Origin of the sequence: Prosthecobacter sp. (genome assembly GCF_044378005.1) — a bacterium.
GTDB lineage: Bacteria > Verrucomicrobiota > Verrucomicrobiia > Verrucomicrobiales > Verrucomicrobiaceae > Prosthecobacter.
The window spans coordinates 17,394-41,245 of the sequence record NZ_JBILYB010000004.1; the positions used below are offsets into that span (position 1 = coordinate 17,394).

Annotated in this window: 21 protein-coding genes; 5 read left to right on the top strand and 16 right to left on the bottom strand. The window is 60.8% G+C overall.

Annotated elements, in window-relative coordinates:
* Window positions 1-38: 38 nt before the first annotated feature.
* The 15 genes from asnB to AC6FTP_RS01585 form a co-directional block, all read right to left on the bottom strand.
* Complete coding sequence (gene asnB, locus AC6FTP_RS01515; protein WP_497205134.1) at window positions 39-1,970, bottom strand: asparagine synthase (glutamine-hydrolyzing); 1,932 nt, start codon at window positions 1,968-1,970, stop codon at window positions 39-41.
* Window positions 1,971-2,002: 32 nt separating this feature from the next.
* Window positions 2,003-3,169, bottom strand: coding sequence for an acyltransferase family protein (locus AC6FTP_RS01520; protein ID WP_497205135.1), 1,167 nt, complete (start codon window positions 3,167-3,169; stop codon window positions 2,003-2,005).
* A 69-nt stretch (window positions 3,170-3,238) separates the two neighbouring features.
* Window positions 3,239-4,924 (bottom strand): exosortase/archaeosortase family protein, encoded by a 1,686-nt coding sequence (locus tag AC6FTP_RS01525; RefSeq protein ID WP_497205136.1) that lies wholly within the window; start codon window positions 4,922-4,924, stop codon window positions 3,239-3,241.
* A complete protein-coding gene (locus tag AC6FTP_RS01530; RefSeq protein WP_497205137.1) occupies window positions 4,921-6,066 on the bottom strand; it encodes a glycosyltransferase family 4 protein in 1,146 nt (381 codons plus the stop codon). Before AC6FTP_RS01530 ends, AC6FTP_RS01525 begins: the two co-directional genes overlap by 4 nt.
* Complete coding sequence (locus AC6FTP_RS01535; protein ID WP_497205138.1) at window positions 6,063-6,821, bottom strand: class I SAM-dependent methyltransferase; 759 nt, start codon at window positions 6,819-6,821, stop codon at window positions 6,063-6,065. Before AC6FTP_RS01535 ends, AC6FTP_RS01530 begins: the two co-directional genes overlap by 4 nt.
* A gap of 23 nt (window positions 6,822-6,844) precedes the next feature.
* Window positions 6,845-7,510 (bottom strand): class I SAM-dependent methyltransferase, encoded by a 666-nt coding sequence (locus tag AC6FTP_RS01540; RefSeq protein ID WP_497205139.1) that lies wholly within the window; start codon window positions 7,508-7,510, stop codon window positions 6,845-6,847.
* Window positions 7,503-8,675, bottom strand: coding sequence for a glycosyltransferase family 4 protein (locus AC6FTP_RS01545; protein WP_497205140.1), 1,173 nt, complete (start codon window positions 8,673-8,675; stop codon window positions 7,503-7,505). Before AC6FTP_RS01545 ends, AC6FTP_RS01540 begins: the two co-directional genes overlap by 8 nt.
* Window positions 8,672-9,373, bottom strand: coding sequence for a class I SAM-dependent methyltransferase (locus AC6FTP_RS01550; RefSeq protein ID WP_497205141.1), 702 nt, complete (start codon window positions 9,371-9,373; stop codon window positions 8,672-8,674). Before AC6FTP_RS01550 ends, AC6FTP_RS01545 begins: the two co-directional genes overlap by 4 nt.
* Window positions 9,370-10,959: an O-antigen ligase family protein gene (locus AC6FTP_RS01555; protein ID WP_497205142.1), complete on the bottom strand. Its 1,590-nt coding sequence runs from the start codon at window positions 10,957-10,959 to the stop codon at window positions 9,370-9,372. Before AC6FTP_RS01555 ends, AC6FTP_RS01550 begins: the two co-directional genes overlap by 4 nt.
* Before the next feature lie 3 nt (window positions 10,960-10,962).
* The gene (locus AC6FTP_RS01560) at window positions 10,963-12,261 is read right to left on the bottom strand and encodes a flippase (RefSeq protein WP_497205143.1); all 1,299 of its coding nucleotides are present in this window, start codon (window positions 12,259-12,261) and stop codon (window positions 10,963-10,965) included.
* A gap of 28 nt (window positions 12,262-12,289) precedes the next feature.
* Window positions 12,290-12,877: a D-sedoheptulose-7-phosphate isomerase gene (locus AC6FTP_RS01565; protein WP_497205144.1), complete on the bottom strand. Its 588-nt coding sequence runs from the start codon at window positions 12,875-12,877 to the stop codon at window positions 12,290-12,292.
* Window positions 12,878-12,901: 24 nt separating this feature from the next.
* Window positions 12,902-14,125: a glycosyltransferase family 4 protein gene (locus AC6FTP_RS01570; protein WP_497205145.1), complete on the bottom strand. Its 1,224-nt coding sequence runs from the start codon at window positions 14,123-14,125 to the stop codon at window positions 12,902-12,904.
* Between the two features lie 18 nt (window positions 14,126-14,143).
* Window positions 14,144-15,145: a D-glycero-beta-D-manno-heptose-7-phosphate kinase gene (gene rfaE1, locus AC6FTP_RS01575; RefSeq protein ID WP_497205146.1), complete on the bottom strand. Its 1,002-nt coding sequence runs from the start codon at window positions 15,143-15,145 to the stop codon at window positions 14,144-14,146.
* Between the two features lie 12 nt (window positions 15,146-15,157).
* Entirely contained in the window at window positions 15,158-16,225 is a 1,068-nt protein-coding gene (locus AC6FTP_RS01580) for a 3-deoxy-7-phosphoheptulonate synthase (RefSeq protein WP_497205147.1), read from the bottom strand.
* Between the two features lie 311 nt (window positions 16,226-16,536).
* Window positions 16,537-18,426, bottom strand: a complete 1,890-nt coding sequence (locus AC6FTP_RS01585; RefSeq protein ID WP_497205148.1) for a potassium transporter Kup — start codon at window positions 18,424-18,426, stop codon at window positions 16,537-16,539.
* 176 nt (window positions 18,427-18,602) lie between these two features.
* Between AC6FTP_RS01585 and AC6FTP_RS01590 the strand changes: the two genes are divergently transcribed.
* The 4 genes from AC6FTP_RS01590 (at window position 18,603) to tpiA (ending at window position 22,161) form a co-directional block, all read left to right on the top strand.
* Window positions 18,603-18,953: a nucleotide pyrophosphohydrolase gene (locus AC6FTP_RS01590; protein ID WP_497205149.1), complete on the top strand. Its 351-nt coding sequence runs from the start codon at window positions 18,603-18,605 to the stop codon at window positions 18,951-18,953.
* Entirely contained in the window at window positions 18,937-20,004 is a 1,068-nt protein-coding gene (gene rsmH / locus AC6FTP_RS01595; RefSeq protein WP_497205150.1) for a 16S rRNA (cytosine(1402)-N(4))-methyltransferase RsmH, read from the top strand. Before AC6FTP_RS01590 ends, rsmH begins: the two co-directional genes overlap by 17 nt.
* Before the next feature lie 124 nt (window positions 20,005-20,128).
* Window positions 20,129-21,343 carry a phosphoglycerate kinase gene (locus AC6FTP_RS01600; protein WP_497205151.1) on the top strand — a complete coding sequence of 405 codons (1,215 nt, stop codon included), beginning with the start codon at window positions 20,129-20,131 and terminating at the stop codon, window positions 21,341-21,343.
* 26 nt (window positions 21,344-21,369) lie between these two features.
* Window positions 21,370-22,161 (top strand): triose-phosphate isomerase, encoded by a 792-nt coding sequence (gene tpiA, locus AC6FTP_RS01605; RefSeq protein WP_497205152.1) that lies wholly within the window; start codon window positions 21,370-21,372, stop codon window positions 22,159-22,161.
* Window positions 22,162-22,215: 54 nt separating this feature from the next.
* On the opposite strand, the gene trpS is transcribed toward tpiA, so the two are convergent.
* Entirely contained in the window at window positions 22,216-23,181 is a 966-nt protein-coding gene (gene trpS, locus AC6FTP_RS01610) for a tryptophan--tRNA ligase (protein WP_497205189.1), read from the bottom strand.
* 205 nt (window positions 23,182-23,386) lie between these two features.
* Between trpS and AC6FTP_RS01615 the strand changes: the two genes are divergently transcribed.
* Entirely contained in the window at window positions 23,387-23,725 is a 339-nt protein-coding gene (locus AC6FTP_RS01615; RefSeq protein ID WP_497205153.1) for a hypothetical protein, read from the top strand.
* Window positions 23,726-23,852: the final 127 nt, after the last annotated feature.

Below are 23,852 nucleotides of genomic sequence, written 5' to 3' on the forward strand. Positions count from 1 at the left end.
ACCGAACTTAAAAAAACCTGCTTCCTTAGCGATTTTAGCTAAACTCTGCTTTCCGCAGACAGAACCTTGCCTGCCCAGACTTCGAGGCCGACGGCTACCCACAAAGCCTCAGCCTCGGCTTTCCCATCCGTAGATCCTGACGAGACTTCATGCCAGAGCCGCTCGACCGCCTGACCATCGAGAATACCCCGCTTCTTCAGTCCAGGGAGCCATTCGTCCTGCATCCGCTCCGCGACTGCGGGTTGGCGGAAAAAGGCAGCCAAGGGCACATCGAAGCCGCGTTTCCGCCGGTAGGCAAAGGCGGGGCCAAACTCCTTCACGGCGAGCTGCTTGATGATCCGCTTCGTGCCGTGCATCCGGGCGTTTGGCCCATAGACGGGACAGGCGAGTGAACTGAGCGGCAGGGCACGGGCGGCTTTGGCCACGCCAAGATCGAGGAAGGGCACCCGGCATTCCACGCCGTGTGCCATGGTCATCTTGTCCTGGCGAAGCAGGAGGTCGGGCAGGTAGGTCTCGGCTTCGTAGCGGATCTGCTTTCGCAATCCAGAGCCAGGAATGGCAGCGAGATGATCCAGTCGCTGTGCGATGGCCTCCTCGACACGTGCGCCAGGCAGAAGTTCTGTGATGAGTGCCGCCGCGCCATAAGCCGAGCCAGTGACCATCTGCCGCTCCAAGCTCTCGCTGGCCTGACCGAAGAGCCGCCAGAGCCGCCCACGAGACTGTCCGGCGAGTTTGGCCCCGAGACGGAAGAGCGCCGGGTGCTGCTGCTGGAGGGCGGTGTAGTAAAAGCGGTTGTAGCCGGCGAAGAGTTCATCGCAGCCTTCTCCCGTGAGCATGACTTTCACAGTCTGTCGCGCCTCACGGGCGAGGAGGTCGATGGCAAGAGTGTTCGGATTTCCAGGCGGGCCATCGAGATGCCAGGTCACACGGGCAAAGTCGTCCGCGAAGTGCTGCGGAGAGAAAAGGTAGCGGTGGCTGTGGACGCCCGCCTTGCGTGCCGCCTCGGTGATCCAGGCGTCTTCGCTGACTTCGGGATCATCGAAGACGATGGAAAAACTATGCCGGGTGTCCGTGCTGGCGCGTGCGGCATCGAGCGTGATGAGGGAGGAGTCGATGCCGCCGCTGAGCTGCGTGCCGAGTGGGACATCGCTCACGAGCTGGCTCTGGACGGCGCGGCGGAGAGCTTCGCGCACAGAATCAGCATTACCCTCCTCATCGGAGGCATCGGGCAGGTGCCAGTAGCGGCGCAGTGTCAGCTCACCGCTGTCAGCTCGCCAGCACATCTCATGGCCGGGCGGGAGCTGCTGCACGCCACGGAGCAGGGTGCGGTCCCAGGCCGTGTAGCGAAACATGAGCTGCTCCGCCAAGTGCGCCGTTTCCATCTCGGCGCGGAAGCCGGGGTGCTGGAGGAAGGCCTTGATCTCCGAAGCGATGAGCAGCGTGCCATCCGCCAGCCGGGTATGATACATCGGCTTGATGCCGAAATGATCCCGGGCAACCCGCAATGTGCCCGCTTTCACATCGGCGATGGCGATAGCGAACATGCCCTCGATCCGAGCGAGCATCGTGTCCCAGCCATGAAGTTCATAGAGGCGGAGGATTACCTCCGTGTCCGAGTGGCCGCGAAACTCAGCACCCTCGGCGCGCAATTGTTCACGCAGTTCGCCTGCGTTGTAGATCTCGCCATTGAAGACGAGCACGACGCTGCCATCACGGCTGGCCATGGGTTGATGCCCAGCTTCAGAGAGATCCTGGATGCTCAGCCGTGCAAAGCCAAAGCCGCCGTCCGCGCCCTGGGGCAAAGTTTGACCCGAAGTATGCACGGACGTGACACCTCGCGAGAAAGACACGGCATGGAAACCTTCATCATCCGGCCCGCGATGGCGGATGGAGCGCAGCATCGCCTCCAAAGTGCCATCCGAGGGCAGAGGCCGGCCCGAGGGTGCGAAGCAGCCGATGAAACCACACATGAGATGAAAAAGACGAGATGTCTCGTCGCGACTCAGGCCACCTTCAGCACGGATGCCCTGGTGCTGGCGAGCACACGGGATCGCCAAGCCATGAAGAAGCGCTCCAAACGCGGCCCCACGAAGATGAGCACTGCCAACACCACGCTAAACTCGATGGCAGCATGAGCGATGGGGTAGTGATGCACGATTTCGGGGGCTGCCTGATCCATGAAATGAACCAGCAGCAAAAGAAGCTGCATGTGCAGGATGTAGCATGGGTAGCTCATCTGCCCCAGCCAGCGGCAGACCGGCTCAGCCCATGGGCGGGCGCTCAAGCGTACATGCTCGGCACCAGTGAGGAGCAGCATCAGCCCCGGGATCGAGCTCCATCCCGCCAGATGAACGGCCCAGCCCGGGTACTGTTTGAACTTCAGAACCACGAGAAGCCCCTCCGAAACGAAACAAAGAACAATGGCGGCGACCCATTTCCGCCTGGAAACAGCCAGCCGTACACTGGCCCAGTTTCCTGCCATCCAGGCTCCGCAAATCCACACGGGGAACAATACCAAAATCGTCCAGACTCCATCCACGGAAGCCCGGTGTTCCATGAGGTGAAACACCTTCCAAAGCACCAGGATGCCCGTCACCCCCATCAAGACGGCGATGAGTGCGGCAAAGGCCGCCCTGTTGACCCGCCCACCACTCAGCAGAAGCGCCGTCGGCCACATCGCATAGTAGATCATCTCACAGCTCAGGCTCCAGGAGGGCTCGAAGGCCGGAAAAGGCGCGGTGAAGATATGCAGGCTCAGAAGACTGGCCCCGAGTTGCCGCCAGGGTGTTGGATTGTAGCCATTGCCGAATTCTTCATGCAGCATCCAGGATGCGCCAGCCAGTGCCAGCCCGATCAGAAAGAGCGGGTAGATCCGCGTGATCCTCGCCACGGCGTAGCGCCACCAGGAAAAGCTGCCCTCTTCTATGCTTCGGGCGATGCTGCGGTGGATGCAAAGACCCGAAATCATGAAGAAGCACCACACCCAGAATCCGCCATGGCCGATGCTGGCCCGCGCCCAGCGCCAGCCCTCGGGATTCTCCGCGTAAGACCAGCCGTAAGTCTCCGCCACGGCCAGATCAAACGAGTGCGTGAACATCACCAGCAGGGCCGCGATGCCCCGCAGCCCATCGATCAGCAGTTCGGAGTCTCGGTCGAATCGCTCGTTCATCAGAAAGAAAACCACAATCGCCAAAATCTGGCTTCCCTGCAATGCGTCGGTGAACAGAGAACAAAGAACTTACAAAGCAGCGGAATCGACGGCCAGAGACTTCTGAAAGCTCGGTGCCAGCTCCCGGATCAGCTCGGAGACCAGCTTCGTCGTGGCTTCAGAATCACGCGCACGCTGACCCGACTCACGCGTCTCCAGATTGTCTGTGACCCAGGCCGTCACGCTCGCGTAGGCCCAGCGGTGATTCACATTGCGGGCGATGTTATCCCAGGTGCTCAGCCACACACGCACGGCATTGCTTGGCGTCGTCACATCCGTGCCGATGAACCAATAGACATAGTGCGCCCGCAGCATCTTCGGAGTGCCATCCTCCCGGCGCATCTCACGCTCCACCAGGAGATCCTTCACATTTAAAAATCGCCCCGGTGAGATCTCCACGGGCACGATGCGCGAATCCAGCAGCGTCCAGCCCTGACCATCGAGACACACTTCTGGACGGTGGATGCTGCGCCGCTCCGCTCCGGCGAGTACGAGCGTCACCTGTGCCAGATCACGATCCGCAGGCCGACCAGGGGATCGGTACTGCATCTTCACCATCTGCGTGTCCGCCGGCAGCAGTTCTTTCTCCGCTGCGTCTCTTTCCAAAGGCTGCCCCAGGAAGCGTCCGATGGCTGTGGGCAGCTCCATCACCACGCCCGAGGCATCTCCCGCGCGCACCTCCGGGGAAAGCCGACATGCAGCGATGGTAGCGACGACGCAGAGTGTGATCGCGACCAAACGCGGAGACACGGAGACACGGGGACTCGGAGACGCTGCGTCTGGCTCGACGCGTCTCCCTACCTCCGCGACTGCGCGGCTTCCGAAAACCCGTCCCACACCCTCCAGCCCAGCCAGTGCCACGAGATACACCACGATGCCGGACACAAAGTGAAACGTGCTCACCTCCCGCTCCTGATCTCCCACCGCAAACTCCTGCCCAAAGGCCATCGACCCCGCGATGAGAATCAGCAGCCGAGCCATGTTTGCAATCACCGCCAGCGGGAAGCCGCAGAGGAAGAGGAACAAGCGCCTCGGCAGCGTCCTTTGACGGAAGTATCCAAAGAGCGCAGACACCATTAGCAGCGCGAAGAGCGACCTCATCCCACTGCATGGCCCGTCCACTTTGAGGCTGAAAAGCTGCCCCGCTGTGTGTTCGGCATCGGGTGCAGAAATGAGTGCCGTGCCTTCGCGAATGGTGTCGAGGCCGATCGTGTTCAGCACAAAGGAAGTCGTCTCCACCATCAGCACGCGGAGACGGAAAGAAACGGAGTCCTCCAAAAACACCAGCGGCCACATGAAGCAGAGCATCAACCACGCGAAGCAGAGTACCCGGGCATGAGCCCAGCCGAGACAGGCGACCACCACTCCTGCGACGAAAAGCTGCACCGCAAAGGCACCGAGGTAATAATTGTTCGCCTTGTATCCACCGAAGTAGGCAAGCATCGCCACGAGCACCGCCAGCAACCCCAGCACGCTGCCTTTCACAGGCAGTGCCGCCAGCTCGTCCTTTCGCTTCCACACCAGCCAGCCCACGATGAATGGAGCCAGGAACCCATGCTGCCACGTCGGGTCTTTCCAGCGCATCAGCAGCTCCTCCAGCAATGTCAGTCGAAACGCTCCGTAGCCTGCCGCATATGGCTGGAAGGCCACCAGCAGAACAAGGCTCGCAGCGAGCAGAACCCACGGCCAGAAGCGGAATGGAGAAACCTTCTTCACAGGGAAAAATGCTGCCCCATCCATGTCCAGACCGCACGAGCACGAACATGCGCGGAGGTTTCTTCCGCGATGGCGCGAGCGTGCAGGGACATCGTCATGAGTGCGGTGGGATTCAGCGCTGCATGGAGACAGGCGGTGAAGGCGGCAGTGTCTTCGGGCAGGAAGGTGAAGCCATTCTTTCCCTCCTGCACCAGCACCTCCGCCGCACCCGCATGACGACTGACAAGCAGGGGCAATCCAAGGCAGGCGGCTTCATGCACCACGGCTGCGAAGGTGTCCTGACGCGTCGCGAGCACGAAGGCATCGGCCTGACCAAAAGCCTGCCAGAGCGCATCGCCATCGAGATGACCGGTGATCTCCACCTGCGAGTCCAAACCGAGGCGTGTGATGTGGCTGCGACCCCAGCCATCCGTGTCGGGGCCGAGCAACCGCAGCCGCCAATTCCTGTGCCCGGCGGCGTTGATTTGCGCCAGCGCGGCGAGCAGAAGGTCGGTGCCTTTGCGTGGCAGGATGCGGCCGACTTGCACGAATAGAATGGGGTCATCGTCCTCGATGGATCGCAGCAGGGGCATAAGCTTGCGGCTGTCAGCAGCGTGAAAAGCGGCCACGGCGGGGCGTTCTTCACCACAAGACGGCTGAATCGCCGCAGGCGAGCAGGCGATGATACCATCCGCAAGATGACTCCAGAGCCGATGCCAGAGCCGCACCTGCCAGGGAAAAAAATGCTCATTGGCGAGACCGACTTCACTGGAGACCACGACAGGTCGCCCGCGCCACTTGGCCCAAAGCAACGCACCAAGCGTGTAGGGGCTGTATTCATGAATCCAGACGAGTACAGGATCGAAGAGATCGAGTTCATGCCACAAACGCCACGAGGGAAGCTGCGTACCACTGGCTTCGGATTTCCAATGCGTGCCAAAGCCTTTGGCAGCAGCGGAGATTTCTTCTGTGTCGAGCCAGACGACTGAGATGTGCCTCCCTTGCGGCACGGTGGCGGAGTCAGCGAAGACGCTGGCGCTGCCACGCGGATAAAACAGCCGCACTTCTCCGCCCGCTGCGCCGACTTCGTCCGCATAGGCTTCCTGCAAAGCCTTGTGATAAGGGGCCCGCGCACGAGTGACGATGGCGATGCGCCGATTCATGCCACGGGTTTGCGCACGACGGCAAAGAGTCGCGCACTGAAGAAACCTGGAAACAGCCGCGAAAGCCAGCCGAAGGGTTTCGAGACCCCGTTCAAAAAGGGATGCCATTCCATCTTGCGATAGACATAGGGCAGCGCGGTCAGGGTGAAGGGCTGTGCGTGCAGCTTCACGAACTCGAAGCCCGAGGCCTCGGCGAGCTGGCGCAGTGTCTTCGGACAAAAGAACCGGATGTGGGGATCACGCCAGGGGGCGCGGCGGGCGGTGTGAGGGCTGCCGCCGGGACTCAAAAAGCCCGTGAAGAGGAACTCCAACCGCTGCGCGTAGTTCGCTGCATTGGGCACGCTGAGGATGGCGTGCGCGCCAGGCTTCAACGCACGGCGGATCGTCGCCAGCGCAGTGTCCGGCTCCAAGAGATGCTCCAGCACTTCGAAGCAGATGGCCACGTCGGCGCTTTCATCGGGGAAAGGGATGCTGCTGTCCGGAGAGATGGCTTTCACATTCAGCCCGAGCTGTGCGGCGTGTTCGAGCGCGGTCTTGGAGATATCGAAGCCGTGATAAGTCACCCCACGTTCTGCCATGCTCAGCCCATAGCGCTCTCCATTGCCGCAGCCGTAGTCGATGAGATTCATGCCGGGCTTCAGCAGTTCCGTGAAGAGCTTCTCTTCATCAGGATTGGTGCCTCCGAGGTCGGGTGTCCAATCGCCGGCGTCACCGGGCTTCACCCAGTAGTTTTCATAAAAAGTAGGTTCTGACATGGCAGTAATGTTGGAGATATATGTTACGCCTGCTTGCGGGCGACGGCTACGATCTGGCGGCGTTTTGCCGCAGTACTCCAGAGCCAGCAACAGGCTTGGAAAAGCGGGGTGGGTAGTCGTGACAGGAGACGCCAGCCACGCGGAAAAGCATGGGTGAGCACGCGGGCTTCGAGGCATTCAAATCCTGCCTCGGCGAGTGTGTTGGCCAGCAGACGCGGCGTCCATGTATGCAGATGATGATCGATGTCCTTCGCGGTGTGATCCGGCTGCCGACGCCAGTCGTCGATGGGCAGGACGAGTACCAGGAGTCCGTCTTTTTCTAAACGAGCTCCGAGAGCCTTCAGGGTCTCGATCGGATAAGGCACATGCTCCAGACAGTGATGCGAGATGATGCGATCAAAGGTCTGTGGCGGAAGGCTTTCCAGCGAGGCATAGACCTCGGTCCCTTGTGCCTCGCAGACAGCTCTCGCGGCAGGATTGATCTCCACGCCGACCGCACGCTTCGGCGCGAGTGCACGCAAGATCCAGCCACCACCGCAGCCGAAGTCGAGCACGCGATGCTCGGCACGGACGTGCGGCCGAAACTTGAAGGTTTCCAGCCCGGCGGCGTAGCTGGCCTCCTTGTTTTGATAGGCAAAGTATTCCTGACCTTGCTCGCCGAGATAGAAGGTGGAGGCGGATTCAGACATGTTGCAGTTTGGATGGATGGGAGGATTCGAGAATTAGCTTCGTCAACTGGGCGGCATAAGCAGCCGCGTCGAGCCCATGTCGGCTGCCTGTATGAGCAGGCTGCCATTGACCGGTGACAAAGGTTTCGAGAACATCGGCCATTCCTGCCGGCTCATGCGGAAGCAGCAGGCCGTTCATCCCGTCTTCGATCACCATTTCGGAACCATGATGCGGCGTGAGGAAGACAGGCAGCCCACACTCGGCGGCCTCGATTTCGACGAGGGCCAGCGCCTCTGACCAGGAAGGATAAAGAAATCCATCGGCCGCTGCAAAGTGGCGCTCGGTGTCTGTCACCATGCCCGTGAAGTGCATCCATTCACGCCAGCCGGGATGCTCTTGATTCAAACGCTGCTGCAAGCCCTCCAGCGTGGAGGGTGTTCCACCGACGACGAGGAAACGAACCCGCGAATGCCGCTGCCGCAGCTTCGCCAGAGCTTCGACGGCGAGGAAAAAACCCTTCCGCCGGTGATGCCCCATGCTGACAAAGATGAACACACAATCCTGCGGGCTGTATCCCAGCTTCGCACGCATGGCATCACGATGCTCGGCGCGCACGCCGGGATGAAAGCGGGCGCGGTCAAAGGAGTTCGGCAGGACGACGATCTGATGACCGGGGGATTGCCTTTGGTAATCCTCGGCCACCGCCTGTGAAGGCACGATGAGCAGCCGGGCGGAGGTTACCGAAAGGTAGAAGTCCGACCAGCGCCGATAGATCTGGTAGGCCATGAGCTCGGCTCGATCTCGAAGCGAGTGGCAGCCCATGCGCTCCATGCAACCAATCCAGTTCCAAGGTGAGAAATGCGCGTGAGCGACATCACAAAACGGGAGATAAGGCACGATCGAGTACACCACGTCAGGCCGACTTTGCCCACGGACCTGAAAACGCCATAGGTAGAGCAGCGTGACCTGGATGGAGAAGAGGATGGCTTGCATCAGCTTCAGTTTTCGAGCGCCGAGCGTCGGCAAGCGCGTGACATGATTCACGGCCACATCAGATTCGATCTCCCAACACCAGACTTCGATCTTGAATCCAGCGGCACGCAACTCGGGCAATGAACGCAGCACGCCTTTCATGGAGGGGCTGGACCGGAGGAAGTCCGGGTCCACAATGAGCAGTCGCTTCATCCGACTTTTTGAAACAAGGCCAGTATGCCAAAGGGAGTATCAGCATGGCGTTCGGCGGTGGTCTGATGCTTCTCGGCATCGACGAGTGAGACGGGGACGAAGAGACCGCGCAGCGGCAGTTTTTCTACCGCCAGCATGCGCTCCACCGTGCCGCGCGTGAGGCAGTAATCCGTGTGTTTTAGCACGCAGCCGAGCGGCTCAAAAAGCGTGCGCAGGTCCGCTTCGGTGTAGCCTTCGCGGACATGACCTTCGTTGGGAAATGGTTCGGGCGGATGAGGCACAGTGATGAGCGCGTGACCACCGGGCTTCAGCACACGGATGAGCTCACGAGCGGCAGTCTCGTGATCTTCGATGTGCTCGATGACCTGGGTGCTTTGCACGAGATCGAAGGAGGCATCGGGGAAGGGGATCTCCAGCAGGGAGCCCTGGCGCATTTCCACACGCGGGTCGCTGCCGAGCTTGGCACGCAGGCAGGCGAAGTTTCCTGAATCATACTCCAGCGCAGTCACACGTCTCACCCAGCCTTCGGCCAGTGCTTTGCGCGCAAACTCACCGGAGCCTGCACCGCCGTCGAAGAGATGCTCGACCGGCCCAACGATGCGCAGTGCCTCACGCAGACGCCGCCACTCGACGCGGTAGCGGATGGTGTTCGGAGTGTAGATGAACTGGCTGAGCCAGGTGCGCAGGCGGGAGATCATGCGTTGGGGAAGTGCGGGCGGGACAGAACACGATGCGGTGGCTGAAGCGGACGGTAACCAGCGGCGGGTGTACCATGGTAGGACATGGGATACATCGGCTGGCTCGGCTGTCCTCGCACACTGGGCTGAGGCTGTTCTTTGGCCCGCTCGGGCTGATGCCGTACCGCGATCACGGCAGCAGCGGCGGCCATCCAGAAGAGGATGTTCACCGGGAAAATGTTCAACACATTCCCCGAGGTGATGGAGATTGCCACCATGCCGCACACGAGAGCCAGCATCATGGCTCCGATGCGCCGCTGCCGCCGGTCCTGGATGGCGAGAAGCTGTCGATGCCCAAACGTCAGACAGGTGACTCCGAGCAGCACGGCCCCCGCAAGCGCGACTGCACCATAGCGCACGAGAATGTTGCTGAGCAGGTCATGATTATAGAGCGGATCGGTCGGCTCGGTGCCGCGTTCCGGCCCGTAGCCGAACCAAGTGTAAGCCTCGGGATTGCTCAGCACCATGGCGAATCCCTGGAGGCGGTCACTGAAGGTGTTCACATTCAGCGCCTCCTCATTTACCCGGCTGCCCGCCATGGCGATCAGCGACTCTGTGGTATCAGCCAGACGATCCTGGAGGTAGGTGGCTGAGGCGATGAGTCCGGCAAAGCTGAGGACTGCGAACCCATAGAACAGACGTGTACCGAGACGTGAACGGAAGCACAGACTGCCGATGACACAGACGATGATGATGATGAAGGCGGAGCGGCTGGTCGAGGCCAGCAGCGCCCCGGCGAAGAGCGGGGTGAACATGAGCACCTCCAGAATGGTGAGATGGCGGCGACCTTCTGCACGACGGGAGCACCAAAGCATGAAGGGCAGCACCATCAGCGCCGCAGACACCGCACCAAGGCTCGTCGGAGAATTTAAGGTGGAGAACGCACGCACGCGGTCTGTGAGAAGTTGCTTCACCTCGATGGTGTAGCCACTTTGGAGATAGAGGATCTCGAAGTCGCGGAAACCCCACAGTCCCTGGGCAATGGCATACATGGCCACTGGCAGATAAATCCAAAGCATGATGCGGAAGAGCTTCATTGCATCGTCGGGACGTGCATAGAGCAGCGGCATGGCGAAAAGCATCATCGAGTAGGCGCCGTTCGCCATGTCCTGAAGCGCTCTCCCATAGCCGCCCTCCGCGCCGACGAGCGAGAGGACACCATTCGCCAGCGAGATGAAACAAGCCAGAACCCACATCACGACATGCCAGCGCTCCACCTTCACCGTCCCCGTGAATCCGCGCACCATGAGTGACAGGACGGAGACCATGAACACCAGCGGTGGAAAGCCGAGGATGTAATAGAGATCGAGCATCTGAACGCGGTCTGAGACGATCATGAGCCGCTTCACGAGATCGACATAGCCGCTGGAAATGATGCAGAGGAGAAAACCCGCACGTGGTGACATGAAGGCCAGCAGCGAGCCACCGATGATGAAGTAAAGGAAGAGATTCGCCAGCACGTTGCCTTCTCCCAACAAAATGGAGAAGCACGCCGTGAAGGCGAGCAGGCAGGTGACGATGAGCGCGGGCAGGGGATTGCCGTTCATGGGTCAGACGGGGTGGGTTTTGAAAAGGGCGGAGCAGACCTCGCGCGGCAGCACCGGCAGATGCTTCACGCCAAGAATCTGCAATCGCCCACTCGCGTGTAGCGGCGGCAGCAGGAAGGAAGTTGCCACCCAGGCGAGTGAGTAGGACACCAAAGTGGCCCAGGCCGCGCCAGCTCCGCCGTAGGCGGGAATCCACAGCCAGTTCAGGACGATGTTGGTCAGCAGCGCGAGCAGCACAGATGGCAGGTTTGCCCAAAGACGGCCCTCAATGGTGAGGTGCTGGGTGCGCGCCACACCAAGCGCATAGGGGATGAAAGCCCAGGCGTGGATGAAAAGAATGTCGGCACTACCCGCGAACTTCTGACCCCACAGCAACTGCGTTATCGGCACCGCACAGGCGACGAGACAAACCGCGCCGCCAAAGCCCATGAGCCAGCTTCCAGCGAAGTAACGCACGAGCCCGGTTTCGTAACTGCCATCGCCCAACTGGCGCGCTTTCACGAGACGTGGCATGAGCACCGAAGCGAGAAGCATCGGCGTGAAATAGAGTGTCTCGGAAAGCCGGACTGCTGCGGCATACACGCCTGCATCGGCATCACCGCGCATGGCTTTGAGCATCAGAGTATCGAGACGAAACAGCAGCACGAGAGCGAGCTGGGAAGCGAGTTCGGGAAAGGACTCACGCAACAAAGTCAGAGCACGACTTTTATCCCAACGCCAAAAGCCAAACGTGTCGGTGGAGCGACGAAAGGCCAGCCACTGCCGAAAAGAGGTGATCCAGCATTCAGCGAGGAAAGCACATGGGAAAAAGATGAGCGGCATCTGCATGAGCACTCCGCCCAAAGTGATGAGCGCACCGATCAGGAAGCCCCACCACTGCGCCCACTGGTTTTTCAAAACCTGATGATCGGCTTCGAGTGCGCCGCCGAGTTCGGCAAAGGCGTGGGTTGGAAGCAAAAGAGCGTAGATCCAGAGCAGAGTGCGGTCCTGTTTAGCCAAGCCAAAACCGCCGAGCACCACAGTGCCAAAGAGCACAAGTCCGGCCATCAAACGCAGCCGGAAGATGCTGCCGCGAATGGCCGCGCGCTCTTCAGGCTGCGCCACCTGTTCGCGTACAGAGATGCGTGCGAGACCAAGTTCTGCCACGCACAGCAGCACAGTCACAACGGCGAGCGCAGACAACAGACTGCCGGTGCCCTGCTCGCCGAGATAACGCCCGAGGCTGCCGATGATCAGCACATTCAGCAGCAGCCGCATCACCCGCAGGAGGACGGAAGCGGAGAAGATTTTCAGGACTCCCATGATCAGGAGTGGAGATGCGCACGGAAGCTCAGGCTTCGGCGCTCAAAGAGGCCTCCACGGCCTCACATAAAACATGGCCCACGAGCAGATGACACTCCTGCGCATGAGCCGTGATGTCAGTCGGTGCTTTGAAGGCGATCTTTGCCAACGCAGCGCAGTCTTTGCCGCCAGCAGCGGTGAAGGAGATGGTCACGCAGCCGCAATCGTTCGCGGCTTTCAGCCCGGCGATGACGTTCGGGCTGGTGCCCGAAGTGGAGATGCCGACGACGACATCTCCAGGCTGCGCCAATGCCTCGATCTGTCGGGCAAAGACGGTTTCGAAACCGTAGTCGTTGCTGTGCGCGGTGAGCATGGAGGTGTCCGTGGTCAATGCGATGCCAGGAAGCGCGCGGCGGTTGATGCGATAACGCACGACGAGTTCTGCCGCGAGATGCTGGGCATCCGCAGCGCTGCCGCCATTGCCGAAGAAGAATACTTTTTTTCCGGCTCCGAGCGCGGTGATCCACGCATCGGCCATCTGCTGCACGATGTCGGCCTGATCCCGCAGAGCCTGCACGGCGGTGAGGTGTCCGTCGAGATGGCGCGAGAGCATGGATGTCGTGTCGAGAGTCTTCATGGTGGAAGGCCGAGTGTGGAGTGCTCAGACACTCGCGCAAGCGCGCCGCTGCTCGTGAATGATGTCGCGGATTTTCAGGAAGCCCTGCCACCAATGCTCGGCCCCTGCATTTGCCAAAAGCCAATCACGTCCGGCCCTGCCCATGCGCGCGGCGCGTTCGGGCTGCTGCTGCAAAGTCTGGACCTGGGAGGCGAGCTGCGCGGCATCACCTGCTTCATGCAAAAGCCCGCGCTCATCATGCGCCACACTTTCGGGCAATCCGCCGGAACGCGCGGCGAGTACGGCGCGGCCATGATCGAAGGCTTCATAGACAACGGTCGGATAAGGGTCCCACCAAAGGGAGGGCACAAGCATCGCAGTGCAGTCACGAATGGCGGCTTCTTTCGCCTCGCCTTGCAGCTGCCCGACATACTCAATGCAGCCATCCGAGCGAGCGGCGGCGGCTTCGACTTCGGAACGCAGGTCACCATCACCGCCGATGACGAGCTTCGGCATTTCGGCTGGTGGGAGTGTCTGGCGGAGATGATCCCAGGCGGCGAGCATGACGCGCGTGCCTTTTTCCACGGTGAGTCGGCCGAGGAAGAGGAATCGACCCGCTGCCGGAGCGGCGGGCACCTCGCTGCGCGGGAAGAAGGGATAGGCGAGAACGTGTACTTTTTCCGCAGGCACTCCAGCTTCGATGAAGCGGTCGCGCACGAAGCTCGACACAGCGATCCAGGCATCGACCTGCCGATACCAGCCGAGCGCATGACCGAGATGCAGCAGCAGCGCGATCCAGGCGGTGCGGGCGATGGAACCCTGAAATGCACCTGCGATGATCTCACGTAGGAAGCGGCGCTTCAGGCCGCCTGTTTCGAGACGATCGTTGCACCAAAGGGCTCCATTCGTGGAGAAGGGGCGGTAATTGTGCAGATACAAAGCGAGCGGGACCTGCTGACGTCGAGCCTCGCGCAAAGTGCTGAGCGAGAGAACGGGCAACAGATTGTGGCCCAACCAAAGATCGGGTCGGTGACGAGTGTGAGTTTCGCGAAGCCGGTGGATCGAAACCGGGTTGTGAAAGGCAAGCAAGGGCTGCTGCCACTTCGGCGGTGCGCTGGGGCCTTCCCAGTCGTTGCTAGAGACGAAGAGTTCCTCCAGTGCGGCTCCCTTTTCACGCATGACCTGGCTCATGCGCAGCACGGCGGCTTCCTCACCACCGAAAAAGCGGTAGCGATTGAAGAGATGAAGGATGCGGGGGCTTTCTGCCATGAGGCAGAGAGGGTGAGGTCAATCCTCGAAAGCAGCGAGCAGCTCGTCTTTCATCACTCGGGCGGTGCCAAGTTTACCGACGACGATGCCGCTGGCGTGGTTGGCGATGTCGGCGGCGTCTTCGGCGCTGAGACCGGCTGCGAGAGCAAGCGTGAGGAAGGCGATGGCGGTATCGCCAGCGCCGGAGACATCGTACACTTCACGCGCACGAGTCGGGATGTGATGTGGGGCGCTGTCGCGCTGGAAGAGGATCATGCCCTGCTCGCCGAGCGTAACGAGCACTTTGCCCACGGCCCATTGATCGAGGAGCTGCTCGCCGACTTCGAGGAGGCGCTTGTCTTCGAGCGGTGGGATGAGCTTGTGGTGATCTTGGACGCCCGCTGCGGCGAAGGCCTCGAGGCGGTTCGGCTTCACGAGCGAGGCACCCTTCCAGCTCAGCGGATTACGCGGTGATGGATCGACCGTGACGAGCTTCCCTGCTGCTTTGCACAAGCCGAGCACTTGATCCGCGAATGCCTGGGTGACGAAGCCTTTGCCGTAGTCTTCGATGATCACGCCATCGAGATTCGGCAACATGACTTCGAGGCGGCTGGAGATTTGATGCAACTCTTCCGCACTCAGCTTCTCGATGACCTCACGGTCCACACGCACCACATGTTGCTGGCGCGCGATGATGCGCGTCTTGGCGATGGTAGGCAGGGTGTCGCTCTCCAGCATCGGGTCGGTATTCACGCCCTCTTCATTGAGCAGCTTCTTCAATTCACCTGCTGCACTGTCTTTCCCCACGCGGCCCATGAGGTAGGCATGAGGCGAGAACGCGGAGATGTTGCGCGCGACGTTCGCCGCGCCACCAGGGAAGGTTGTCTCCTTCGTGACCTCGACGATGGGCACGGGGGCCTCAGGCGAGATCCGGCGCACGGCTCCCCAGATGAAATGGTCGAGCATCACGTCACCAATGACGAGGATGCGGCAGCCCGACATGCGCTCGATGGCATCGCGGGCGGTGACGGCAGTGAGCATGGCGAAAAAGGATTAACCGCGAGCGCGGCGGGCACGCACGGCGGCGGCAAGCTGGTCGAGCATGGTCTCGGTGGTAGCCCAGTTCACGCAGGCGTCGGTGATGCTCTGGCCGTAGGTCAGGGGCTGGCCTGGTTTGGCGTCCTGACGTCCTTCGACGAGGTGGCTTTCGATCATCACGCCGGTGATGGATTTGCTGCCAGCGCTGATCTGCTCGGCGAGGGAGTCGGTGACGAGCGGTTGCTTGCGGTAGTCCTTCAAACTGTTGCCATGGCTGCAATCGACCATGACGCTGGCTGGCAGACCGCGTGCGGTGAGCTGGCTGACGACAGCGTCGATGGAGGCGGCGTCGAAGTTCGTGCCGGCTTTACCGCCGCGCAGGATGACATGGCAGGCGGTGTTGCCCTTCGTTTTGACGATGGCAGCGACGCCGTCCTTGGTCACGGAGAGGAAGCAATGCTGTCCGGCGGCGGCCTGGATGGCATCAAGTGCGACTTGGATGCCGCCATCGGTGCCGTTTTTGAAACCGACGGGCATGGACAGGCCGGAGGAGAGCTGGCGGTGGACCTGGCTCTCGGTGGTGCGCGCGCCGATGGCTCCCCAGGAGACGACGTCGGCGATGTACTGCGGCGTGATTACGTCGAGAAACTCAGTTCCAGCGGGCACGCCCATGCGGGTCAGCTCGATCAGTAGGCTACGGGCTTCGCGTAAGCCGGTGTTGATGTCGTAGCTCTCGTTCAGGTGGGGATCGTTGATGTAGCCTTTCCAGCCGACGGTGGTGCGGGGCTTCTCAAAATAGACGCGCATGACGATCTCGAGGTCTTTTTCATACTTCTCGCGGGCGGCTTGGATGAGCTGGGCGTATTCGAGGGCGCTTTTATGATCGTGGATGGAGCAGGGGCCGACGACCACGAGCACGCGGTCGTTTTGGCGGTTTAAGATGGCCTCGGCCTGCTTGCGGGAGGTTTCGATGAAAGCCGCGCCGGTCTCATTGAGCGGCAGGTCGTGCATCAGCAGCGCGGGCTGGATCAGGGGCAGGATCTCCGCCACGCGGAGGTCATCGGTAGGATGGGACTGGCTCACAAAACTGGAAGGTAGGCGGATGGGCGGAAAAAGGGGGCGCAGAGTGGGCTCTTTTGGCCGCTTGGCAAGAAGGCGATGCTTTTGGGGCTTTTTCGAGGTAGCTGCCGCCCTCGGTCAGGCGGCTCGCGCCGCCACCGCTCGCGCCGTGGTGCAGTCCGCTGAGGGCAGGAAAAGACCCGACCCGAAGTCTGCCCAACGCAGGAGAGCGATGGTCATGCGGATTCTGTGAATTACAGAAAATAGAGCCATTCCTTTATTTTGGAAAGGTTTATATTCGGGCCTGGCGAGATTTCGGACTACCAGTTTGGAACTCACACTTCGAGCTGGATCCCCAGCTCACAAACCTGCCGCGGTGGCAGGTCGAAGTAGCCAGTGGCAGGGCGGGAGAGGCGGCTGAGGGTGACGAAGAGCTTCTTGCGCCACTTGGCCATCTTGCCGGGGCCGTTGGTGAGGAGGACTTCGCGGCTCTGGTAAAAGGTGATGCCGTTCTTTTTCACCTTGGTGTGTCCTTCCAGGGCCTGCACGAGATCCTCGAATACCTCCGGGGACTCCGAGAAGCCGTAGCGCAGGATCACGCGATAAAATTCCACGCAATGCTGCTCCACGGTATGGCGGGTTTCGTCCTGGACGTAAGGGGTGTCCTCGAAGCGGACAGTGAGCAGGATCACCTGCTTATGCAGCGCTTTGTTGTGCTTCAAATGATGCAGCAGAGCGAGCGGGAGGCCATCGGCACTGGCCGACATGAAGACCGCCGCGCCAGGTACGCGGATGATGCGGTCTTTTTGAATCTCATCGATGAGGAACTGCACGGGCAGGCGACCACGCTGCATGGCCTGGAAGAGGATGGCGCGGCCATCCGTCCACGTTTTCATGACGATCCAGAGCCCGATGGCGACCACGAGCGGGAACCAGGCGCCGTCCATGAATTTGCTCAAGCTGCCCGCCACATAGCTGCTCTCGATAAGGGCAAAAAGCACCACGGGCAGGATCGCCTTCCAGTAGGACCATCCCCAGATTCGACGCGCCACGAAGTAGAAAAGGATCGTCGTGAGCAGCATCCCCATCGCCACGGAGAAGCCATACGCCGAGGCGAGACGGCTGCTGCTGCCAAAGGTCCAAACCAGCGCCAAACAGCAGGCCAGGAGGAGGAAATTCACCTGCGGCATATAGATCTGGCCGCGGATGTCGGGGTTCGTATGGATGATCTTCAGACGCGGCAGGTAGCCGAGCTGGACTGCCTGCTGGGTCAGCGAATAGACGCCCGTGATCATCGCCTGAGAGGCGATGATCGTCGCCATCGTCGCCAAGATGATCATCGGCGCGAGCAGCCACTCGGGAGCCATGCGGTAAAAGGGGCTGCCTTCCACCACCGACATCGGATTATTCAAAATCAGCGCGCCCTGCCCGAGGTAGTTCAGCGTGAGCGCCGGATAGGCCAGGTAGAACCAAGCCTTCTGCATTGGACCACGACCGAAATGCCCGATGTCCGCATACATCGCTTCACAACCCGTCACCGCCAGCAGCACCATCCCCATGATCACGATGCCGTGCAGCCCATGACTGCCGAGATAAACGATGCCGTGATGCGGCGAAAGCGCCGCCAGGATCTCCGGGCGATCGACCAGTCGATACAGCCCCAGCGCGGCAAGACAGAAGAACCACAGGATCATCACGGGGCCAAAGCTCACCCCGATTTTCGCCGTGCCATGCTTTTGCACCATGAAAAGCCCGAGCAAAATCACCGTGGCGATCGGCAGCACATACGCCGTGAAGCTCTTGTTCAGCTCACCCAGACCCTCCACCGCCGACAGAACCGAGATCGCCGGCGTGATCATGCCATCGCCATACAGCAGCGCTGCTCCAAAGAGCGTGAAGAGCACAAAAGCGCTGACGGACTTCGGTCCAAAGGAGTCCTTGGCCCCGCGCAGGAGCGACAGCAGGGCAAACATCCCGCCCTCACCTTGATTCGTCGCATGGCTGAGCAGGAGCAGATACTTCACCGCCGCCATCAGAGTCAGCGACCAAAACATCAGTGAGATGGGTCCGAAAACCTGATGCGCCACATCCCCGGCGGGATCGAAGTGCGCATGAACCAGACTTTCCTTGAGGGCATACAACGGACTGGTGCCGATGTCTCCATAGACCACGCCCAGCGCTGCAAGAGCGAGGGCCCAACTGTTTGAGTTTTTATGTTCGGACATGGGGAGTCTCCAGGGGCAAACCCGGAGCCCTGCTGAGTTCAGGGAACTGCGCCGTTTAGCCGGGACAACTCCCTTTGCAAGCAGCAGTCTGGCCACTCCTCAGAGAAACGAGCGGCATTTGAACAGGCAAATAACCGAGTTTGCCAAACCCCCGCGCAGGTCGCATCCATGACGTCATGACTATCGAAGCCATCACCGCACGCATCTGTGCCTTCCGCGACGCACGGGACTGGCAGCAGTTTCACAATCCCAAGGACATGGCCGTCGCCATCGCCGCCGAGGCGGGCGAACTGATGCAACATTTCGTCTGGAAACAGCCCGACCAGATCCCGCAAGTCGTGCAGGACAAACGGGCTGAACTCACCGACGAAATCGCCGATGTCGCCATCCTGCTCTTCGAACTCGCGCATAATCTCGACATCCCCCTCGCCGAGGCCATGCAGGCCAAACTCGACCGCAACGAGAAGCGCTATCCCGCCGACAAGGCACGCGGCAACAACCTGAAATACAATGAGCTCGGAGCCTGAATCCACCACCTCCGAGTCCGCCGCCCCCGTCCACAAGCGCCGCCAGCGCTACAGCGGCAAAAACCCGCGCCGCTTTGAGGACAAATACAAGGAGCTGAACGCCGAGCGCTACCCCGACGAAGTCGCCAAAGTCCGCGCCGCTGGCAAAACACCCGCTGGCCAGCACGTGCCCATCATGGTCGATGAAGTCCTCGACTGCCTGTCTCCGCAGCCTGGCGACCGCGCCGTCGATTGCACCCTCGGCTACGGCGGCCACAGCCGCGCCATTTGGGAGACCCTCCAGCCTGGCGGCCACCTCCTCAGTCTCGATGCCGACCCCATCGAGATCGTCCGCACCGAGGCACGCCTTCGCTCCATCGGCCTGCCGGAGGAAAGCTTCACCACCCGCCGAACCAACTTCGCCGGGCTCGCCCGCGCCCTCGCCGACCAAGGCTGGCACGACGGAGCCGATGTCATCTTCGCCGACCTCGGCCTCTCCTCCATGCAGATTGATAACCCCGCGCGCGGCTTCACCTTCAAGCAGGACGGCCCGCTCGACATGCGCATGAACCCCGAGCGTGGTGTCTCCGCCGCGCAATGGCTCGTCAGCATCCCCGAGTCGAAACTCGCCACGCTGCTTCAAGAAAACGCCGACGAATTCTACGCCGCCGTCATCGCCACTAAGCTCAAAAGCGCCCTGCCGCGCAGCACGAAATCCCTCGCCGATGCCGTCAAAGCCGCCCTCCCCCCGCGCACCAGCGCCGATGATGCCGACAGCACCGTTCGCCGAGTCTTCCAAGCCATCCGCATCGCCGTGAACGAAGAATTCGGCGCTCTCGACGGCCTCCTGCGCGCCATCCCCACCGCGCTCAAACCCGGTGGTCGAGTCGCCTTCCTCACCTTCCACTCCGGCGAAGACCGCCGCGTCAAAAAAGCCTTCCAGGAAGGCGAACGCGCCGGTCTCTACTCCGAGATCTCCGCCGACGTCATCCGCCCCAGCATGGAAGAGCAGCGTGCGAATCCCCGCTCTTCTTCTGCCAAGCTGCGGTGGGCAATGAAGACGGCGGAGTAGCCCTTGGGAGGCTTTTGAACAGTTCTTGCGGCGCATCCGGAAAATTTCACGAGCGCCTAGCACGCTCTGTGCTAAACCTCCGGCCCCCTGCGCCCAAGGCGCTGTTTTTCACCCCCTACCGACCATGCCCAAAAAGACCATCCGCGACATCGATCTGAGCAACAAGCGCGTCCTCGTGCGCGTCGATTTCAACGTCCCTCTCGACGAAAAAGACGGCCAGATGGTCATCACGGACGCCACCCGCATCCAGGAAACCCTGCCGACGCTGAAGGCTCTCATCGCTGCGGGTGCCAAGGTCATTCTTTGCTCCCATCACGGTCGTCCGAAGGGTCAGCGCGATCCGAAGGAATCCCTCGCTCCCGTGGCTCCTGCACTCAGCGAGCTTCTCGGTGTGCCAGTCGAGTTCTCCGAGGAGACCATCGGACCTGTCGCTCTCGCGAAAGCCATGGCGCTGCCTGCTGGCGGTGTGCTTTTGCTGGAAAACACCCGCTACCATGCCGGTGAAGAGAAGAACGATCCCGAACTTGCCAAGGGTCTGGCCGAGCTGGCAGAAGTGTTCGTGAACGATGCCTTTGGCTCTGCTCACCGCGCGCACAGCTCCACCGCTGGCGTCGCTGATTACCTCCCAGCCGTGTCCGGTTTGCTCATGGAAAAAGAGCTGACCTACCTGCACGACGAACTCGAAAACCCAGAGCGTCCGTTCGTGGTGATCCTCGGCGGCGCGAAGGTGAACGACAAGATCGAGGTCATCAATCGCCTGCTTGAAAAGGCCGACACCATCATCATCGGCGGCGGCATGGCCTACACTTTCCGCAAGCTCGTCCAGGGCATCACCATCGGCAAAAGCCTCTACAAACCCGAGTGGGAACCCATCGCCCAGGCAGCGATCGACAAAGCCAAGGCTCGCGGCGTGAACCTGCTCATCCCGGTCGATGCCATGATCACCGACGCCTTTGATTTCGATGCCAAGAAGCTCGGCACCACCAAGTACACCGGAGTGAACGAAAACATCCCGGACGGCTGGGAAGGCGTCGATATCGGACCTGAGTCCGTGAAGCTCTTCGCCGCTGAGATCGCCAAGGCCAAGACCGTCATCTGGAACGGCCCCATGGGCGTGTTTGAAATTAAAGAGTCCTCCAAAGGCAGCTTCGACGTGGCAGCGGCCATCGCCGAAAACACCAGCGCCAAGACCATCATCGGTGGTGGCGACAGCGTGAAGGCCGTGAAGAAAGCCAAGCTCGCTGACAAGATGACCTTCATCTCCACCGGCGGCGGTGCCAGCCTCGAACTCCTCGAAGGCAAAGTGCTTCCAGGTGTCGCCTGCTTGCAGGAGAAGTAATCTTTAAATACCAGCCAACCACCCCCATGATCCACCTCCGCAAGCCCATCATCGCCGCCAATTGGAAGATGCACATGACTCCTCAGGAGTCGGACGACTTCCTCCGCTCCTTCGCTCGTCTCGTGCCGGACAAATGCCCGGTGCAGATCGTCATCGCGCCCCCCTTTGTCAGCCTGCCAAAAGCCCAGGAAGCCCTGACGAATGCCCGCGAGCAAAACGTGGAACTGGCCGCGCAAAACATGAGCCAGCACACCGCGGGTGCCTACACGGGAGAGATCAGCGCTCGTATGATCAAGGAATGTGGTTGCCGCTATGTCATCCTCGGCCACAGCGAGCGCCGCAGCATCTTCGGTGAAACGAATGCAGTCATCAATGCCAAGGTCCTCGCCGCCCTCGAATCGCGCCTGCACCCCATCCTTTGCATCGGCGAAACCCTCGAAGAACGCGACGGTGGTCTGATCGAGAAAGTGCTGGAGAGCCAGCTCCGCGAGTCCCTCGCTGAAGTCGGTGCACGCCGTATCCTCGACTGCGTCATCGCCTATGAGCCCGTCTGGGCCATCGGCACCGGCCGCACCGCCAGCCCTGAGCAGGCTCAGGAAGCTCACGCCTTCGTCCGCAGCGTTCTGACTGAGATGTTTGGTGAAGACACCGCCCAGAAACTCCGCCTGCAATACGGCGGTAGCGTGAAGCCGAACAACATGGCCGAACTCATCAGCCAGAAAGACGTGGATGGAGCCCTCGTCGGCGGAGCCAGCATGGAGCACGGCAGCTTCTGGGAGATCTGCCGCGCCGCCATTGATTGGGTGAACGGGCAGTAATCTTTCTGCACACTTTGGCGGCAGCAGGCTCGACCTGCTGTCGCCTTTTTCGTTTTAGCCGAGGCCCACGGCATCACGCACACGAGCGAGTGTCTTGCGGGCAACGCTTCGGGCTTTTTCGGCACCTTCAGCGAGCACGCGGTCCACATACTTTGGGTCGGCGATGATCTCAGCACGGCGCTCACGGAAGGGCGCAAAGTGATCGATCATCGCCTGGAGCAGACGCTTCTTGAAGTCACCATAGCCCACGCCACCGCGCTCGTGATCAGCGATCATCGTCTGGTAGTCGGCCTGGGAGGCGACGAGTTTGTAGAGCGCGAGGATGCTGCTGTCTTCGGTGGATTTTGGGGACTCGACGGGCGTTGAGTCAGTCTTGATGCCCATGATCTTCTTCTTCAGCGCGGGCAGTTCTTCGAAGAGCTGGATCGTGTTGTCGTAGCTCTTGCTCATCTTCTGGCCATCGAGGCCGGGCACCACGGCGGTGTCCTCATTGATGCGGGGCTGCGGCAGTTTGAAGAGACCTTCACCAAAGGCTTCATTCATCTTGATGGCGATGTCGCGCGTGACCTCGACATGCTGCTTTTGATCGCGGCCCACGGGCACCACATCGCTGTTATAAATGAGGATGTCCGCCGCCATGAGCACGGGGTAGGCGAAGAGGCCGTGGGAGGGCTTGATGCCGTGCGCGACCTTGTCTTTGTAGCTATGGCAGCGCTCCAGCAGGCCCATCGGCGTCACCGTGCTGAGGATCCAGGCAAGCTCGGTGTGCTCAGGCACATCGCTCTGACGAAAGAAGACGCACTTCTCGGGATCGAGCCCGCAGGCCAGGAAGTCGATGGCGAGGTTGCGGACATGATCACGCAGCAGTTTGCCATCCTGGACGGTGTTCAGTGAGTGGTAGTCGGCGATGAAGTAATAAGCATCGCCCTCATGCTGGAGCTTCAGAGCCGCCTCCATCATGCCAAAGTAATTGCCGATGTGGAGACGTCCGCTGGGTTGGAGGCCGGAAAGGATGCGCATAGGGGCGCTAGACATGGCGGGTGAAGGCGCGAGATCAAGCGCGGCTTCGAGCTCGGATCATGGTTCGACCAGAAACGACGGCTTTGGTTTCATGGGGCTTGGTGGACATGATTATCTGATAAATCCGAATAGCCGCAGCAGCCCCGCGTCCGATGACCACGCCGCCATGATGCGGCAACAAATCAAAACCAAACCTCCACCCCTCATGAAAAAACTCATCACCCTCCTGGCCGTCGCGGTCAGCTTTGCCGTCCTCACACCCACCACCAGCCAGGCTCGCGATAGCCATGGTCACGGTCATTCGAGTAGCAGCAGCTTCTCGCACTCCTGCGGTTCCTGCCGCGCACCGATCTATCGTCAGCGTGTGGTCGTCGGCCGTGATCGTCATGGCTGCCCTCAGTATGGCTACCGCACCGTGAGCCATAGTTGCCGCTCCAGTCATTCCTCGCATGGGCATTCGTCCCATGGGCACTCCTCTCACGGCCATAGTGGCAGCCGTAGCGGCATCAGCTTCCCCGGTTTCTTCTTCGGTTTCGGTCGTTAGTCAGTCGTGAGTTTTCTCACACACATCAAAGCCCATCGGAGAGCGATCTCCGATGGGCTTTTTCTTTGAAGGGAAATGAATGCACAAAAAACCGGCGCGAGTTTAGCGCGCCGATGATCTGCTAGAT